Genomic DNA, 14,232 nt, shown 5'->3' with positions numbered 1-14,232 from the left:
CGCCGACGCGAGAGCGGGCTGCGCAGTAGGTTTATCGCGTCGCCCTCAGCAAGCAGCGTGGTTGACGGTGATGACGTGCACGGCCAAGCCGCCCAAAGACGTTTCCTTGTACTTGTCCTGCATGTCCGCGCCCGTCTGGCGCATGGTTTCGATGACTTCGTCGAGGCTGACGAAATGCGTGCCGTCGCCCTTCAGCGCCAGCGAGGCGGCCGTGATGGCTTTTACGGCGCCCATGCCGTTGCGCTCGATGCAGGGGATCTGCACCAGGCCGCCGATCGGGTCGCACGTCATGCCCAAGTGGTGTTCGATGCCGATTTCGGCCGCGTTTTCGATCTGCTCATTCGTGCCGCCCAAAGCCGCCACCAGTCCGGCCGCCGCCATGGCGCAGGCCACGCCCACTTCGCCCTGGCAGCCCACTTCGGCGCCCGAGATCGAGGCATTGCGTTTGCACAGCATGCCGATGGCGGCGGCCGTCAGCATGAAGCGGCGCACGCCGCCGACCGGATCGCTGGGGCGGCAATCCTGCGCGTAGTAGCGCAGCACGGCCGGGATGATGCCGGCGGCGCCGTTGGTCGGCGCCGTCACCACGCGCCCGCCGGCCGCGTTTTCCTCGTTGACGGCCATCGCGTACAGGCTGACCAGGTGCACGGCGTCGTGCGGCAAGTCGTTGGCGCGGTTGTCGGATGCTTTCGCTTCCTGCGCCAATCGCCATAATTTGGCGGCGCGGCGCTTGACGTTCAAGCCGCCCGGCAGATTGCCCGTCGTTTCCAGGCCGTGCGCGATGCAGTCGCGCATGACGTGCCAGATACGGTCCAGGCCCGCATTCAATTCATCTTCGCTGCGCTTGACGCACTCGTTCGCGCGCAGCATTTCCGGAATCGACAAGCCGCTTTCCACGCCGTGCGCCAGCAACTGTTCCATGGTGTCGAAGGGGAAGACGACGCGGGCGCTTGCCGCCGACTCCACCGCCGCTTCGGCCTGCGCCGAGGTTTGAGCTTCTCCGGCTTCGCGGATAAAGCCGCCGCCGATCGAGTAATACACCTTGTCGACGCGGCTGCCGTCGGCCAGTTTCAGGGTGAAGCGCATGCCGTTCGGGTGCTCTGGCAGCGATTCGCTCTTGTGCCAGACCAGGCCCGTGGCGGCCGTAAACGGCACCACGCGCGTGCCCAGCAGCGCGATCTCGCCTGCCGCCTCGATGGCGGCCAGCTTGCTGTCGACGGCATCGGGCGCCACGTCCTGCGGCGTTTCGCCCATCAAGCCCAGAATGACGGCCTTGTCCGTGGCATGGCCCACGCCCGTCAGCGCCAGCGAGCCATACAGGGCCGCCTCGACGCCCACCACCTGGTCCAGCGGACCGTATTCGACCAGAAAACGCCGCGCCGCCACCATCGGTCCCACGGTGTGGGAACTCGACGGCCCGATGCCGATCTTAAATAAGTCGAATACGCTCATATCCATGTAGTGTCTCTTTATATTGGTATGTTTTTATGAATTGCGGTGCTGGACTCAGGCTGCCTTGGCAGCCTGCCCCGCGTCGACATTGGCCAGCATGTCGGTGACCATCTGCTCGACGCCGATCTGCGCCTTCCAGCCCCAATCGGCGCTGGCCTTGCTGTCGTCCAGGCTTTGCGGCCAGCTGTCGGCGATGGCCTGGCGGCTGTCCGGCTTGTAGCTGATCTTGAAGTCCGGCACCATGTGCACGATGGCCTTGGCCAGCTGCTCGGGGTTGAACGACACGCCCGCCACATTGTACGAGGAGCGGATCTTGATCGATGCCGCCGGCGCGTCCATCAGTTCGATGGTGGCGCGGATGGCGTCGGGCATGTAGATCATCGGCAAGGTGGTGTTCGCATCGAGGAAGCAGTCATAGCGCTCGCCGCGCAAGGCCGCATGGAAGATGGCGATGGCGTAGTCGGTGGTGCCGCCGCCCGGAGGCGATTTGTAGCTGATGATGCCCGGGTAGCGGATGCTGCGCACGTCCACGCCATACTTGTTGAAATAGTATTCGCACAGGCGCTCGCCGGCCAGCTTGCTGATGCCGTACATCGAGGTCGGGTCCATCACCGTCATTTGCGGCGTGTTCACCTGCGGCGTGTTCGGGCCGAAGGCGGCGATCGACGACGGCCAGAAGATGCGCAGCGGCTTGCCCGCCTCGCCCCGCTCGCGCGCCAGTTCCAGGATATTGAGCAAGCCATCCATGTTCAAGCTCCACGCCTTCAATGGCGCCGCCTCGCCCGTGGCCGACAGCATGGCCGCCAGCTGGTAGACCTGGGTGATGTTCTCGTCGGCGATGAGCTTTGCCAGGCCGTCCTTGTCCAGCACGTTCAATTGCGCGTAGCGCTTGGCCTGGTACAGATTGTTCGTGCCGATGTCGCTGGCGATGACGTTGTCCGCGCCGTGCTGCTGCGCCAGTGCGCCCACCAGTTCACTACCGATTTGGCCGTTTGCGCCGATGACTAAGATGCGTTCCATGCTATTTTCCTGAATTCTTGTTAGTTGGTCGTGGTAGTGGTGGTCAGCAAACCCAGTTCCTTGCCGGCCTGCTCGAAGGCGGCCAGCACCTGCACCAGCTGTTCGCGGGTGTGCGCGGCGGACAGCTGCACGCGCACCCTGGCCTGGCCCATCGGCACGACCGGGTAGAAGAAGCCCGTCACCAGCACGCCCAGTTCATACAGGCGGGCGGCGAATTTCTGTGCCACCGGGGCGTCGAACAGCATCACGGGAACGACCGGATGGGTGCCCGGCTTGATGGTGAAGCCGATGCGCTCGATCTCGCTGCGGAAGAACGCCGTGTTGTCATGCAGGCGGTCGCGCAGTTCCGTCGACTTGGCCAGGCGGGCCAGCACCGACAGCGAAGCGCCGGCGATCGATGGCGCCAGGGTGTTCGAGAACAGGTAGGGGCGCGATTTCTGGCGCAGGGTGTCGATGACTTCCTTGCGCGCGGAGGTAAAACCGCCCATGGCGCCGCCCAGGGCCTTGCCCAGGGTGCCCGTGATGATGTCGATGCGACCCATCACATTATGGTGTTCGTGCGTGCCGCGGCCCGTCGCGCCCATGAAGCCGGAAGCGTGGCATTCGTCGATCATCACCAGCGCGCCATACTTGTCGGCCAGGTCGCAGATCTTGTCGAGTTGCGCGATCGTGCCATCCATCGAGAACACGCCGTCCGTGACGATGACTTTGTGGCGCTTGCCAGCGGCAATCGCCGCTTGCAGCTGCACTTCCAGGTCGACCATGTCGTTGTGCGCATAGCGGTAGCGGCCAGCCTTGCACAGGCGGATGCCGTCGATGATGGAAGCGTGGTTCAGCGCGTCCGAGATGATGGCGTCGTTTTCATCGAACAGCGGTTCGAACACGCCGCCGTTGGCGTCGAATGCGGCCGCGTACAGAATCGTGTCTTCGGTGCCCAGGAAGCTGGAAATGGCCTGTTCCAGTTCTTTATGCACGGTTTGCGTGCCGCAGATGAAGCGCACGGACGACAGGCCGTAGCCGTATTTTTGCGTGGCGGCAATCGACGCTTCCTGCGTCTGCAGGTCGCCGGACAGGCCAAGGTAGTTGTTCGCACACATATTGATCAGGGTACGGCCATCGTCGCACACCACTTCGGCGCCCTGGCGCGAGGCGATCACGCGCTCGGGCTTGTACAAGCCCTGCTGGCGCAGTTGATCGAGATTCTGTTGCAGACCGCTGAAAAAGGTGTTCTTCGCTTGCTCGCTCATGATATTCCTTGTGTCCCTGATGGATGCGTGTGGTGTGCGTGTGGTTTCAGCCGCCATAGGGGAAAAGCCGCCGCTTGACCGGTGCGCGCACAATGCTGTACCGTGAAGCGCTGTTTGAAGTCTACACGTTTCCGTGTTTTTCCTCAAAATCCACTATTTCGAACTGAAATTCAATATAGTGGATATTACCCAAGCCTTTTGAACTTTGCAAGCCACCTGCCGATGAAAACCAGCGTTTCGACCAATTCTCCGCCCGAAGTGGGCGCCACCCTGCAACGGCTGCGCCTGGCGCGCGGCCTGACACTCGAGGATTTGTCGCGCATCGCGGGCGTATCGAAGTCCATGCTGTCGCAAATCGAGCGCGAAAAAGCCAATCCCACCATCGCCATCACGTGGCGCCTGGCCAACGCCCTGGGCGTGCAGATCGGCGAATTGCTGTCGAGCGCGGAAAAAGCCGTGGAAACCATCCGCATCACGGACGCCCATGAAACCCCCACCCTTCCCGGCGACCATGCGGGCTACGTGCTGCGCATCCTGGGCCCGATGGAACTGGCCGGCAAATACGAATGGTATGAAGTGACCCTGGCGCCGAGCGGCGAACTGGCGTCGCAGCCGCACGACCCGGGCACGACCGAGCATTTGACGGTGATCCACGGCAACCTGGAGCTGGAAGTGGGCGCGGCGAAGAAAAAGGTCAAGAATGGCGGCACGGCCCGCTATCCGGCGGACCAGCCGCACACGATACGCAATCTGGGCAAGACCGAGGGCAAGGCTTTACTCGTTGTCATTCATCGCTAGTTGCTTTCCAGCAGTGTGCAATAAGCTGTTTGGCCCATGCTAAGATTTTGGATTAGACAAGATTTCCACTGCCTTTCATGGAGCCTTACCGATGACGATTTCCGAAAGCACCACCCTCTTCCACACAAAAAAAGTCGTCCAGTACGATCCTGATATTGCGCTGCAATCCGGACAGGATGTCGTCTATCGCCTGTCGCTCGACTACGACGACAAGCGCAAGATGCCGGACCTGCTTGCCGGCTTTCTGGAAAAGACGGACAAGAATGCGCTCGAAGCGCTGATCATCGGCATGTGGGGTGACCCGTACGAATCGGGCGCCGACGAAGTGATCGCCGCCCTGGTCGCCCACGCTGCCGAACTGCCCAATTTGCGCGCCCTGTTCATCGGCGACATGACGTATGAGGAATGCGAAATTTCGTGGATCGTGCAAGGCAGCTACAAGCCACTGCTGGACGCCTACCCACAGCTGGAAGAACTGCGCATCCGTGGCGGTAATGAATTGGTGCTTGAGCCGTTTGCACACCAGAACCTGCGTAAGCTCACCATCGAATCCGGTGGCCTCGATCAAAAAATCGCCGAGGCCCTGGCCGCATCGAGCATGCCGCAACTGGAACACCTGGAACTGTGGCTGGGCACGGACGACTACGGTTTTTCCGGCGATGTGGCCCTGTACCGCAAGGTGCTGGCCCAGCTGACCGTGCCGACCCTGAAATACCTGGGCTTGCGCGATGCGGAAATCGCCGACGACCTGGCCGTCTGGCTGGCGGAAGAACCGCTGGTGGCGCAGCTCGACACCCTCGACCTGTCGCTGGGCACCATCGGCGACCTGGGCGCCGTGGCCGTGCTCAATCACACGCAGCTGGGCAAGTTGAAGCGCCTGGACCTGTCGCACCATTACATTTCCGAGGAAAACCAGGCGAAACTGAAGGCGCTGCCTTTCGAGGTGGTGCTGGACGACCCGCAGGAAGCCGATGAAGACGACGGCGAAAGCTACCGTTACGTGGCAGTCGGAGAATAAGCGGATTCACCGTTTGCATATGCACCTCACCCTGCTGGCGACACAGGGCAGCAAGCGCGTGCGCCTGATGCAGGCGGCGCGCGCGCACCTGCGCCTGCCGCCCGCGCAGGTGCTGGAGTGGCGCGACTGGCTGGCGCAGCCGGCGCTGCTGGAGCACGCCTTGCGCCAGCCTGGTCTGCTGAAAATCGAACCGCCGGGCGACGACCCGGCCGCCCACCGGCTGTTGCTGCAGGCAGGCTGCCGGCTGCGGGGCCGCGCCCCCGTGCGCGCGCCCGAACATGGCGAACTGCTGGCCATGGATGCGTGGTTTGCGGGCTTTGCCAGCGCCATGCAAGACCTGGCGGTGCAACTGGCGGCTTTGCCGGCAATACGCGTCTTCAATGCCCCGGCCGAGATTCTCCGCATGACGGACAAGCTGGCCTGCCAGCGCCAATTGGCCGCGCATGGCGCACCCATTCCCGCCTTGCTCGGTCCCGTGCATGGCTACGACCATTTGCAGTCACTGCTGCACGAGCATGACCTTGACCGAGTCTATTTAAAACCGCGCTACGGCTCGTCCGCGTCGGGCGTCGTCGCCTACCGCAGGAACAAGGCCGGGCGCCAGCAAGCCACCACCTCGGCCACCCTGCAGCATGGGGATGGCGCGGCGCGCCTGTTCAATGTCAAGCGTATGGCGCGCTACGAGACGACCGCCGACATCGCGGCTCTCGTCGATGCGCTGGCTGCCCAGGAGCTGTACGCGGAAGCATGGCTGAACAAGCCGCGCTGCGGCGACAGCCATTACGACCTGCGCGTCGTGACTCTGGCCGGCCAGCCCGCGCACAGGGTGGCGCGCATCGGACAGCATATGATGACCAATCTGCACCTCGATAACCGGCGCGGCGACGCGGCCGGCCTCTTGAACGCAGCCGACCTGGCCGCGCTGGAAAACACCGCCGCCCTGGCCGCGCGCGCCTTCCCGGCCAGCCACGTGACGGGCTATGACCTCGTGGCGCGCCATGGCCAGGCCCACGTGCTCGAAGCGAACGCCTTCGGCGACCTGCTGCCAGGCCTGCTGTGGCAAGGCGCGGACACCTACGCGGCGCAACTGACGCAACTGACACATGCTTAAAGACACCCCAGCCATCCCCGACATGCACGCCGTCGTGGGCAGCCACGACATCGTCTTCATCACGCTCGACACCCTGCGCTACGACGTGGCGCAAGCCCTGCATGAGGCCGGTGAGCTGCCCGTGCTGGGGCGTTTTCTTCCGCCGGGCGGCTGGGAACGGCGCCACTCGCCCGCCACGTTCACCTATGCGGCGCACCATGCCTTCTTCGCGGGCTTTCTGCCCACGCCGGCCGCGCCGGGCCGCCATCCGCGCCTGTTCGCTTCCGCCTTCGCGGGCAGCGAAACCACCTCGCCGCATACGTTTGCCTTCGAAGAAGCGGACCTTCCCGCCGCGCTGGCCGCGCGCGGCTACCGCACCCTCTGCATCGGCGGCGTGGGCTTTTTCAACAAGCAGACGGCGCTGGGTTCCGTGCTGCCCTCGCTGTTCCAGGAAAGCCACTGGAGCGCGGGCATGGGCGTGGCCGGCCGCCATTCGACCGAAAAACAGGTGGCGCTGGCCACCCGCCTGCTGGCCGATAGCGCACAGCGCACCTTCTTGTTTATGAATGTCAGCGCGCTGCATACGCCGAACCGCGCCTACCTGCCCGGCTGCCGCGCCGACTGCCTGGAAAGCCATGCGGCGGCCCTGCGCTACGTGGACGGGGCGCTGGCGCCGCTGTTCGCCGCCTGCGCCGCGCGCGCGCCCACGTTCGCCATCGTCTGCTCGGACCACGGCAGCGCGTATGGCGAAGATGGCTACCGGGGCCACAGGGTCGCCCACGACAGCGTGTGGAACGTGCCGTACGCGCATTTTTTCATTGAATCTTCACACCAGTATTCCAAGGGAACCACAACGTGAATCCATCCGAACAGCCGGGCACCCTGGCGCAGCGCATGCGCCACACGCCCTACCAGGCGTATTCCTATTCCTATCCGCACAAGGCAGCCTACCGTACGCTGGCGCAGGCCACGCCGCTGGCGCCCCTGTGGGCGCAACAGGACCGCTCCGCCCTGTTCGCGTATATCCATATTCCGTTCTGCGAGATGCGCTGCGGCTTTTGCAATCTGTTCGCCATGGCCCGCCCCAGTGCCGACATGGTCGAGCGCTACGTGCAGCAAGTGCTGGTGCAGATGCGCGCACTCAACGGCGCGCTGGGCGAGCGGCGCTTCGCCCGCTTCGCGCTCGGTGGCGGCACGCCCACCTATCTGTCGCCCGCGCAGCTCGACACCCTGCTGTGCGGCGCGCGCGACATCCTCGGCATCGACCTGCAAGCCACGCCGGCCGGCATCGAGGCGTCGCCCGAAACCATCACGGCGGAACGCCTGGCCGTGTGCCGCGCGCACGGCATCGACAGGGTCAGCCTGGGCATCCAGAGCTTTGCCGCCGGCGAGATGCGCGCCCTGGCCCGCCCCCAGCAAAACGCCACCGTCCATCACGCCATCGGCCTGATACGCGCGGCCGGCTTTCCCACCCTGAACCTGGACCTGATCTACGGTATCGCGGGACAGACCGTCGCCAGCCTGCTCGCGTCCATCGACAGCGCGCTGACGTTTGCGCCCGAGGAAATCTATCTGTATCCGCTGTACGTGCGCGAACAGACGGGTCTCGGCAAGGTCGCGCGCCGCCAGGGCGCGGAGTCGCTCAACCCCATCATGCTGGCCCGCGATGGCGACAGCCGGCTGGCCCTGTACGCGGCCGCGCGCGACCATTTGCGCGCGCAAGGCTATGAGCAGGTCTCGATGCGCATGTTCCGCGCCCCGCATGCGCCGGAACAGAATGGTCCTTCGTACTGCTGCCAGAACGATGGCATGGTGGGCCTGGGCGCGGGCGCCCGCTCGTACACGGCCAGCCTGCACTATTCGAGCGAGTACGCGGTGGCGAGAACAGAGACCATCGGCATCATCGACAACTACCTGGCGCTGGACGAGGCGCGCTTTGCGCAGGCCGAACACGGTTACCAGCTTGATGACGAAGAACAGCGCCGGCGCTACGTGATCCAGTCGCTGCTGACCGAACCTGGCCTGGACCGCGACGCCTACACGGCGCGCTTCGGCTCCCGCTGCGAAGCGGACTTGCCGCAGCTGGCAGAGCTGCACGCGCTGGAATTGGTGCAAGAGGATGGTCCGCTGCTGCGCCTCAATGACAAGGGCTACAGCTACGCCGACACCATCGGCCCGTGGCTGGCGTCCGAGACGGTGCGCGCGCTGATGGCGCAAGAGGGCCAGACGTGCTGACAACACAGCCCGGCATGTTGTCCCTGCTGTACCGGGGCACGCTGGCCAGCTGCAACTACGCCTGCGGCTACTGCCCGTTCGCCAAGAAGCGCGACAGCCGCGCCACCCTGGCCCGCGATGCGCGCGAAGTGGCGCGTTTTACCAACTGGGTGGCGGCGCAAGATCGGGCCATCGGCGTGCTGTTTACGCCATGGGGCGAGGCGCTGGTGCGGCGCCACTACCGCACGGCCATGCAAACCCTGGCAAGCCTGCCGCACGTGCGGCAAGTGGCGCTGCAGACGAATCTGTCCGGCCCATTGGGCTGGTTGAGCGATATCGAAGGGCTGGAAAAGGTCGGCCTGTGGTGCACCTACCACCCGGACCAGACGACGCTGGCCCGCTTTCTCGCACGCTGCGCGCGCCTGGACGCCATGGGCGTGCGCTATTCCGTCGGCGTCGTGGCGATGCACGAGCACCTGGACGCCATCCGCGCCCTGCGCGCGGCCCTGCCCGCGCACGTCTACCTGTGGCTGAACGCCTACGACCGCCGCGGTCCAGGCTACTACGGCGAGCAAGACCTGGCCTGGCTGGATGCCGTCGACCCGTGGTTCGCGCAGAACCGCAGACCTTCCCCTTCGCGCGGCAAACCGTGCCTGGCGGGCGAAGCATCGCTGTCCGTCGATGGCGACGGCGAACTGGCGCGCTGCCATTTCGTGCCCGAGCGGCTGGGGAATCTGTATGTGGATGAGCTGGCGGACATGCTGCAGGAAAAGTCCTGCCCGCGCTTCAAGTGCGACTGCTATATCGGCTATGCGCAGCGCAAGGATTTGCCGTTTCAGGCCGTGTTTGGGGAGGGAGTGCTGGCGAGGATTACAGAGGCAGGCCGGAGTAGGTCGGATTAGCGGCGGCACGCCGCGTAATCCGACACATTGTTGGCGCTGGCGGTGTCGGATTACGCGCGGCGCTGCCGCGCTAATCCGACCTACCACCTAGCTGATTACTGCGCCGCCACCTTGGCCGGCTCCGCCACTACCGGCGTCATCTTCAGCGAACGGCTGAGGAAGCCCCAGCGATCTGCCACTTCTTCGATCTGCTTGGTCGTCGGCTTGCCGGCGCCATGGCCGGCCTTGCTGTCGATGCGGATCAGCACGGGCGCCGCACCGCCTTGCGCTGCCTGGGCGGCGGCGGCGAACTTGAAGCTGTGGGCAGGCACGACGCGGTCGTCATGGTCGGCCGTCGTGATCATGGTGGCCGGATAGCAACCGCCCGCCTTCAGGTTGTGCAGCGGCGAGTATTTCACCAGCGCCTTGAACTGTTCGGCGTCGTCAGACGAACCATAGTCAGGCACCCAGCCCCAGCCCACGGTGAACTTGTGGAAGCGCAACATGTCGAGCACGCCCACTTGCGGGATGGCCGCGGCGAACAAGTCGGGACGCTGCGTCATGGCCGCGCCCACCAGCAGGCCGCCATTGCTGCCGCCGCCGATCGCCAGCTTCGATGGCGAGGTGACTTTGTTGTCCACCAGCCATTGCGCTGCGCCGATGAAATCGTCGAACACGTTTTGCTTGTTCAGCTTGGTGCCAGCCTGGTGCCAGGCTTCGCCGTACTCACCGCCGCCGCGCAGGTTGGCCATCACGTAGACGCCGCCCATTTCCACCCAGGCAAGATTTGCCACGGAGAAGCTTGGCGTGAGCGAAATATTGAAGCCGCCATAGCCGTACAGATAGGTCGGATTGGAACCGTCGAGCTTCATGCCTTTTTTCGAGACGATGAACATCGGCACCTTGGTGCCGTCGCGGCTGGTGAAGAATTGCTGGCGCGTTTCAAAGGCGTTCGGGTCGAAGTCAACCTTCGGCTGGCGGTACACCGTGCTCTTGCCCGATTTCATGTCGTAGCGGTAGATGGTCGCTGGCGTCGTGAAGCTGGTAAACGAGTAGAACGTTTCCGTATCGCCACGCTTGCCCGCGAAGCCGCCGGCCGAACCGATGCCCGGCAAGGCCACTTCACGCACGAGCTTGCCGTTCAGGTCGACGATCTTGATTTGCGTTTGCGCATCTTTCAAGTAATCGAGCACCAGCTGGTTGTTGATCAGGTTGACGGCAACGAGGGTTTCCGCGCTTTGCGGCACGATTTCTTTCCAGTCGGCGGGCAGCGGTTTGCGCGTGTCGATGGCGATCACGCGCGATTTCGGCGCCTTGTTATCCGTCTTGAAGAAGAACACGGGGCCGTCATTGTCGATGAAGGAATACGACGCATCGAACGCTTCCAGCAAGCCGACGACCTTGGCATTCTTCTGGCGCAAGTCCTTGTAGAAGATGCGGTTCTTGCGTTCCGTGCCTTGCGTGGCCGTGATGATCAAATAATTGCCGTCGTCGCTGACGGTGCTGCCGCCGAACGCCCATTCCTTCTGGTCGGGACGGTCGAAGACGAGCACGTCGTCGCTTTGCGGCGTGCCGATCTTGTGGAAATACAATTTCTGGAAATAATTGATGTCGGCCAGCTTGGTCGCTTCGTTCGGCGCGTCATAGCGGCTGTAGAAGAAACCGGAGTTATCCTTGGTCCACGAGGCGCCCGAGAACTTGGCCCACTGGATGTGGTCCGTCAAATCCTTGCCCGATTCGATGTCGCGCACTTTCCACTCGTTCCAGTCGGAACCGGAAGCGGACGTGGCGTAGGCCAGGTACTTGCCGTTCGGGCTGATCGAGGTGCCGGCCAGCGCCACCGTGCCATCGGTGGACAGGGTGTTCGGGTCCAGCAGCAGGCGTGGTTCGTCGGACAGTTTTTTCACCGTGTACAGCACGGCCTGGTTCTGCAAGCCGTCGTTGCGGCTGTAGAAGTAGCGGCCGCCCTGCTTCGTTGGCGTAGAGAAACGCTCATAATTCCACAGCTTGGTCAGTCGCTGTTTGATCGCCGCACGCTCGGGAATGGTGCCCAGGTACGACTGCGTCAGCTTGTTTTGCGCCGCCACCCATTCGCCCGTTTCCGCGCTGTTGGCGTCTTCCAGCCAGCGGTACGGATCGGCGATGGTGGTGCCGAAATAGCTGTCTTGCTGGTCGACTTTTTTGCTGACCGGATATGTCACGGGGGCGCCGTCGCCGGCCGGACAGGATTGTGCCATGGCATTGCCACCGAAAGCGGTCATCAAGCTGAATATGAGGGTTGCACTACGTAATTGCATGGGTTGTTTGTCTCATTGTTGGATGTCGAGGAAAGCAGGCCGCTCAAACACATGCCGCGGCTGCCCATGTTGACTTTCGCCAAGATAAATCATAGCGCGGATTGCCACTTTTAAAGCACAGTTATCCACTGAATTTGCCGTCTTTTGTTTGGGAAATTTATAGGAATTACCATGATAAATCTCGCTTTCCGCGAAATCGGCAAACTGACGTTCGCACAAGAAACATTATCAAAAGCAAAGTCGTTTCATCAAGTTGTCATAAATCTTCTTTACTATCGGCAACATGTTCATGGCCCGTCCAGAGGCCGTGCCGCCACGTCCGCCTATGCACACTCTCGCCTTCCCTTCCGCCACCGCCGCGCCGGCCCCCGCGACACCATCGAACGTGGCTTACCTGAAGCCCCCATCGGCCAGCATGACCATCGAAGGCACGGATGCCTTGCACGAGATCCTGGCGAGCCGCAAGCTCAGCGCCCTGTTCCAACCCATCATCCACATGCACAGCGGCGACATCATCGGCTACGAAGGCTTGATACGGGGACCGTCCGACAGCCCCCTGCACGCGCCGATGAATCTGTTCAAGGTGGCGCGCGCGCATGACCTGACCCTGGAAGTGGAACACCTGTGCCGGCAAGTGGTGCTTGAACGCTTCGCCGAACTGGAGTTGCCAGGAAAACTGTTTCTCAATGTCAGTCCCGAATGCCTGCTGCTGCGCAATGCGCGCCATGGCGAAACCCTCGAATATATCGAGCACATCGGCATTAACCCGGACCGTGTCATCATCGAACTGACGGAAAACCAGCCCACCTACGATTACGAGCTGATGCGCGAAGCGGTGCTGCACTACCGCAACATGGGTTTCCAGATCGCCATTGACGACCTGGGAGAAGGCTTTTCCAGCCTGCGCCTGTGGTCGGAACTGCGTCCGGAATACGTGAAAATCGACATGCATTTCATCCAGGGTATCAACAACGACCCCGTGAAACTGCAGTTCGTGCGCTCGATCCAGGAAATCGCGGAAAAATCGGGTACTTTGGTGATTGCCGAAGGTATCGAGGCACAGACGGAATTGCTGGTCTTGCGCGACCTGGGTGTGGCGTTCGGACAAGGCTATCACCTGGGCCGGCCCAACGCGGTACCGGCGCGCGCGCTGCCGGCCGAAGTGGTGCAGGCGCTGGGGCGCAATGGCGTGGCCGTGTATCCGCAGCGCAGCAGCCTGGAAAAGAACGGCGCCAGCATCCGCAAGCTGCTGAACAAGGTGGCGGCCGTCTCGCCGCAGCTCAATAATAACGAGGTGTACGACATCTTCCTGAAGGAACCAAAGCTGATGATCATCCCCGTCGTCGACGACGGCATGCCGCTGGGCCTGATCAGCCGCTTCGAAATGATCGACCACTTCGCCCGCCCCTACCAGCGCGAACTGTATGGCAAGAAATCGTGCAGCCTGTTCATGGACGCCACGCCCTTGATCGCCGACCACGAGACGAGCTTGCAGGAACTCAGCTACACCATGGTGCAGTCCGATGCCCATCATCTGTTCAACGGCTTCATCATTACCGAACACGGCCGCTACCTGGGCATGGGCACGGGCCACGACCTGATGCGCGAAATCACGCAGATGCAGATCAACGCGGCCCGTTACGCCAACCCGCTCACGCAACTGCCCGGCAACGTGCCCATCAACGAGCATATCGACCGCCTGTTGCACAGCGCCGCCCGCTTCTGGGTCTGCTATTGCGACCTCGACCACTTCAAGCCCTTCAACGATGTGTACGGCTACCGCAAGGGCGATGATGTGATTCAGTTGACGGGAGAAATCCTCAGTGGCCATTGCGACCCGAACCGCGACTTCATCGGCCACATCGGCGGCGACGATTTCATGATCCTGTTCCAGAGCGAAGACTGGGAAACGCGCTGCCAGGCCATGCTGGACGACTTCGCCGCCGCCATCCCCGCCTACTACAGCACCAGCGACTGCGAACGGGGCGGCTACATCAGCGAAGACCGGCAAGGCAAGAAGGTGTTTTATTCCTTGATCAGCCTGTCGCTGGGCGCGATCAAGGTCGAGGCGCACCAGTACTACACGCACCATCAGATCGCCACGCAGGCGGCGGAAGCGAAGAAACAGGCAAAAAAAATCCACGGCAACAGCCTGTTCCTGGACCGCCGGCAAGGCGCGGGCGTGGCGCGCACGGACGCTTAGCCAGGGTTCAAC

11 protein-coding genes are annotated in these 14,232 nt (G+C 63.0%); 7 read left to right on the top strand and 4 right to left on the bottom strand.

The annotated features are described in order from the left end of the window. Window positions 1-45: 45 nt before the first annotated feature. Genes ACQ4W4_RS21055 through kbl form a run of 3 tightly spaced genes read right to left on the bottom strand, consistent with a single transcriptional unit; the run spans window position 46 to window position 3,719 of the window. On the bottom strand, window positions 46-1,458 hold the full coding sequence (locus ACQ4W4_RS21055; protein ID WP_436543612.1) for an L-serine ammonia-lyase: 1,413 nt from the start codon (window positions 1,456-1,458) through the stop codon (window positions 46-48). Between the two features lie 48 nt (window positions 1,459-1,506). Beyond that, window positions 1,507-2,472, bottom strand: coding sequence for an NAD-dependent epimerase/dehydratase family protein (locus ACQ4W4_RS21050; RefSeq protein WP_290601745.1), 966 nt, complete (start codon window positions 2,470-2,472; stop codon window positions 1,507-1,509). Window positions 2,473-2,492: 20 nt separating this feature from the next. Continuing rightward, a complete protein-coding gene (kbl, locus tag ACQ4W4_RS21045) occupies window positions 2,493-3,719 on the bottom strand; it encodes a glycine C-acetyltransferase (RefSeq protein ID WP_436543611.1) in 1,227 nt (408 codons plus the stop codon). Between the two features lie 222 nt (window positions 3,720-3,941). Here kbl and ACQ4W4_RS21040 point away from each other — a divergent pair, with 222 nt between their 5' ends. From ACQ4W4_RS21040 to ACQ4W4_RS21015, 6 genes are all read left to right on the top strand, one after another. After that, window positions 3,942-4,517, top strand: a complete 576-nt coding sequence (locus ACQ4W4_RS21040; protein ID WP_436543610.1) for a helix-turn-helix domain-containing protein — start codon at window positions 3,942-3,944, stop codon at window positions 4,515-4,517. 91 nt (window positions 4,518-4,608) lie between these two features. After that, window positions 4,609-5,535 carry an STM4015 family protein gene (locus ACQ4W4_RS21035; RefSeq protein WP_436543609.1) on the top strand — a complete coding sequence of 309 codons (927 nt, stop codon included), beginning with the start codon at window positions 4,609-4,611 and terminating at the stop codon, window positions 5,533-5,535. 19 nt (window positions 5,536-5,554) lie between these two features. Next, window positions 5,555-6,646 carry an STM4014 family protein gene (locus tag ACQ4W4_RS21030; RefSeq protein WP_436543645.1) on the top strand — a complete coding sequence of 364 codons (1,092 nt, stop codon included), beginning with the start codon at window positions 5,555-5,557 and terminating at the stop codon, window positions 6,644-6,646. Then, window positions 6,639-7,484, top strand: a complete 846-nt coding sequence (locus ACQ4W4_RS21025) for an STM4013/SEN3800 family hydrolase (RefSeq protein ID WP_436543608.1) — start codon at window positions 6,639-6,641, stop codon at window positions 7,482-7,484. The genes ACQ4W4_RS21030 and ACQ4W4_RS21025 overlap by 8 nt, the downstream gene beginning before the upstream one ends. Beyond that, entirely contained in the window at window positions 7,481-8,860 is a 1,380-nt protein-coding gene (locus tag ACQ4W4_RS21020) for an STM4012 family radical SAM protein (RefSeq protein WP_436543607.1), read from the top strand. The genes ACQ4W4_RS21025 and ACQ4W4_RS21020 overlap by 4 nt, the downstream gene beginning before the upstream one ends. Next, complete coding sequence (locus ACQ4W4_RS21015) at window positions 8,854-9,741, top strand: STM4011 family radical SAM protein (RefSeq protein WP_436543606.1); 888 nt, start codon at window positions 8,854-8,856, stop codon at window positions 9,739-9,741. The genes ACQ4W4_RS21020 and ACQ4W4_RS21015 overlap by 7 nt, the downstream gene beginning before the upstream one ends. 95 nt (window positions 9,742-9,836) lie before the next feature. Here the strand turns inward: ACQ4W4_RS21015 and ACQ4W4_RS21010 are convergent, their stop codons facing one another. Then, complete coding sequence (locus ACQ4W4_RS21010) at window positions 9,837-11,957, bottom strand: prolyl oligopeptidase family serine peptidase (RefSeq protein ID WP_436543605.1); 2,121 nt, start codon at window positions 11,955-11,957, stop codon at window positions 9,837-9,839. A gap of 475 nt (window positions 11,958-12,432) precedes the next feature. On the opposite strand from ACQ4W4_RS21010, the gene ACQ4W4_RS21005 reads away from it, so the two are divergent. Further along, the gene (locus tag ACQ4W4_RS21005; protein WP_436543644.1) at window positions 12,433-14,220 is read left to right on the top strand and encodes a GGDEF domain-containing protein; all 1,788 of its coding nucleotides are present in this window, start codon (window positions 12,433-12,435) and stop codon (window positions 14,218-14,220) included. Window positions 14,221-14,232 lie beyond the last annotated feature (12 nt).

It is taken from the genome of Janthinobacterium glycogeni (assembly GCF_051380725.1).
GTDB lineage: Bacteria > Pseudomonadota > Gammaproteobacteria > Burkholderiales > Burkholderiaceae_D > Janthinobacterium.
The sequence above is the reverse complement of the archived record's forward strand: the minus strand, read 5'-3'. Positions and strand labels throughout refer to the sequence as shown.

Bases quoted from the DNA above. Each gene is read 5' to 3' on its own strand.
- ACQ4W4_RS21035 (WP_436543609.1), top strand. From the start codon at position 4,609: ATGACGATTTCCGAAAGCACCACCCTCTTCCACACAAAAAAAGTCGTC.
- ACQ4W4_RS21030 (WP_436543645.1), top strand. From the start codon at position 5,555: ATGCACCTCACCCTGCTGGCGACACAGGGCAGCAAGCGCGTGCGCCTG.
- ACQ4W4_RS21025 (WP_436543608.1), top strand. From the start codon at position 6,639: ATGCTTAAAGACACCCCAGCCATCCCCGACATGCACGCCGTCGTGGGC.
- ACQ4W4_RS21040 (WP_436543610.1), top strand. From the start codon at position 3,942: ATGAAAACCAGCGTTTCGACCAATTCTCCGCCCGAAGTGGGCGCCACC.
- ACQ4W4_RS21055 (WP_436543612.1), bottom strand. From the start codon at position 1,458: ATGGATATGAGCGTATTCGACTTATTTAAGATCGGCATCGGGCCGTCG.
- kbl (WP_436543611.1), bottom strand. From the start codon at position 3,719: ATGAGCGAGCAAGCGAAGAACACCTTTTTCAGCGGTCTGCAACAGAAT.
- ACQ4W4_RS21050 (WP_290601745.1), bottom strand. From the start codon at position 2,472: ATGGAACGCATCTTAGTCATCGGCGCAAACGGCCAAATCGGTAGTGAA.
- ACQ4W4_RS21005 (WP_436543644.1), top strand. From the start codon at position 12,433: ATGACCATCGAAGGCACGGATGCCTTGCACGAGATCCTGGCGAGCCGC.
- ACQ4W4_RS21010 (WP_436543605.1), bottom strand. From the start codon at position 11,957: ATGGCACAATCCTGTCCGGCCGGCGACGGCGCCCCCGTGACATATCCG.